At 57.7% G+C, this 1,981-nt stretch carries 3 protein-coding genes and 1 pseudogene; all 4 read right to left on the reverse strand.

The genetic code is table 11. From position 1 onward, the window contains the following. The coding region (locus ADADOO_RS14120; RefSeq protein ID WP_511278143.1) for an ankyrin repeat domain-containing protein at positions 1–605 on the reverse strand (605 nt) is incomplete at its 3' end. Next, positions 602–1,375 carry a TatD family hydrolase gene (locus ADADOO_RS14125; RefSeq protein WP_511278144.1) on the reverse strand — a complete coding sequence of 258 codons (774 nt, stop codon included), beginning with the start codon at positions 1,373–1,375 and terminating at the stop codon, positions 602–604. The genes ADADOO_RS14125 and ADADOO_RS14120, both read right to left, overlap by 4 nt. Before the next feature lie 9 nt (positions 1,376–1,384). Continuing rightward, entirely contained in the window at positions 1,385–1,747 is a 363-nt protein-coding gene (locus ADADOO_RS14130) for a PilZ domain-containing protein (protein ID WP_511278145.1), read from the reverse strand. Positions 1,748–1,753: 6 nt separating this feature from the next. After that, positions 1,754–1,981, reverse strand: a pseudogene (locus ADADOO_RS14135) (DNA polymerase III subunit delta'); the annotation flags it as partial.

Below are 1,981 nucleotides of genomic sequence, written 5' to 3' on the forward strand. Positions count from 1 at the left end.
ATATCGGTATTGTTGAACCGCAATGCGATATCAAGCGCCGTTTCGCCCGTATCCATGGCACGTCCAAGTTCAGCTTTGCTGCCGATCAGAAGTTGTGCGACATCAAGGTGCCCACTCCGTGCTGCGGCGATGAGCGGGGTCGTGCCGTTTTCGGACGCCAGATTCACGTCTGCACCCGATTTGATGAGCAACTTAGCTATCTCGAGATGGCCGCTGAATGCCGCATAGGCCAGAGGTGTCCAGCCTTGCATGTTAACCGCCGCGCCACCAGCCAAAAGCAATTCAACGATTTTCTGATGCCCGCGAAAGGCGGCCAGACGAAGTGCCGTATCGCCGGCCGCATTGCGGGCGTTGAGTTTGGCGCGGTTCTTGATCAGAAAATCCACCGTCTCGACATGCCCGTCGCGGGCGGCCAGCATCAGCAGCGTATTGCCATCTATGTCCGTCGTATCGAGGGATGCACCCTTGGCGGCAAGCTGCTCAAGTTGACTGAGGTCACCCATCCTGGCCGAGGTAATCAGATCGTCATAGGTGGCCGCGCAGGCGATCATGGGGGTGGCCAAAACGATTGCTACGGTCAACCGGAATTTTTGGCTAATTTTCATGGCTTTTTGGCGCCTTTGAATAACGAAAAGAAATTATCGGTTGTCGCTTCGTGGACGGCATCGACTGACATGCCGCGCAACCGGGCAACCTCCTCGGCAACATATTTCACGTAAGCCGGCTCATTCGGCTTGCCGCGATAGGGAGCCGGCGCCAGATAGGGCGAGTCGGTTTCAACGAGGAGGCGGTCAAGCGGGCATTTCTGCGCCACCTCCTTGACGATGGTGGCGTTCTTGAACGTCACGATCCCGGAAAACGAGAGATAAAAACCCAGATCAAGCGCCCGGCAGGCGATGTCCCAGTTTTCCGTAAAGCAGTGCATGACGCCGCCCACCGCATCGGCGCCCTCTTCTTTCAGGAGGCGCAGCGTGTCGGATGCAGAATCACGGGTATGCACCACCAGCGGCTTGCCGCAACGCTTGGCGGCACGGATGTGGGTGCGAAAACGATCGCGCTGCCACTCCGGCTGATCCTTCTGCCAATAGTAGTCAAGGCCGGTTTCGCCGATGGCGATGACCTTGGGGTGTGCAGCCAGCGCCAAAAGCCGGTCTTCGTCGGGCTCTTCGACATCCGTGTATTCAGGATGGACGCCGACCGTTGCATAAAGCTGCGCATGTTGCTCGGCGAGAGCGATCACCAGGGGAAAGTCTTCGAGATTGACGCTGATGCAGACCGCCAGATCGACCTGATTTTCCTGCATGCACTGCAGGACCTCGGGTATGCGATTGGCCAGATCTGGGAAATTCAGGTGGCAGTGAGAGTCGACCAGCATGCCGGTCAATCAGAGGGTGTGCGTGGGACGGGCCGACTGCATGACGCCGCCGAGCAGGCCTTCGATCTTGCGCCGGGCTTCCTGGCCACTTTCGTCATTGTTGAAATGCACGCCGATTCCCTGTGCCCGGCCATTCTGTGCACCCGCCGGGGTAATCCAGACGACGCTGCCAGCAATCGGCAGCTTGGCCGGATCGTCCATCAATGACAACAACATGAAGACTTCATCGCCGATGGTGTAGCTCCGCGTCGTCGGAATGAAGATGCCGCCGCTGCGCAAATGGGGCATGAACGCGGCGTAAAGCGCAGATTTCGAATTGATGTTCAGCGAGAGAACGCTAGGGCGCTGCGGAGCGGGTTTTGCTTCACTCATCTTTGATCAATTGGCAAACAGGGCTCGATAGTCCAGTAAAAGGCTTTCCAGGAAGAGGCGGGCGTTGAGCGGTTGCTCGGCCTCCTGGCGGCGTGTAATCAGGGCCCGATACGATTGAATCAGGCGGGCAGGTGGAATCATATCAGCCAAGCCTGAAATAATGGCCTGTTGCGGCAGAAAATATCGAACAGGCAGGCCATTCCTGGCCAGCGTCAGATCGACCATCCATTTCTG

Source organism: Azonexus sp. (genome assembly GCF_036170495.1).
In the GTDB taxonomy this organism is placed as follows: domain Bacteria; phylum Pseudomonadota; class Gammaproteobacteria; order Burkholderiales; family Rhodocyclaceae; genus Azonexus.

Coding starts and splice junctions, on each gene's coding strand:
- ADADOO_RS14125 (WP_511278144.1), bottom strand. CDS start 1,375: ATGCTGGTCGACTCTCACTGCCACCTGAATTTCCCAGATCTGGCCAAT.
- ADADOO_RS14130 (WP_511278145.1), bottom strand. CDS start 1,747: ATGAGTGAAGCAAAACCCGCTCCGCAGCGCCCTAGCGTTCTCTCGCTG.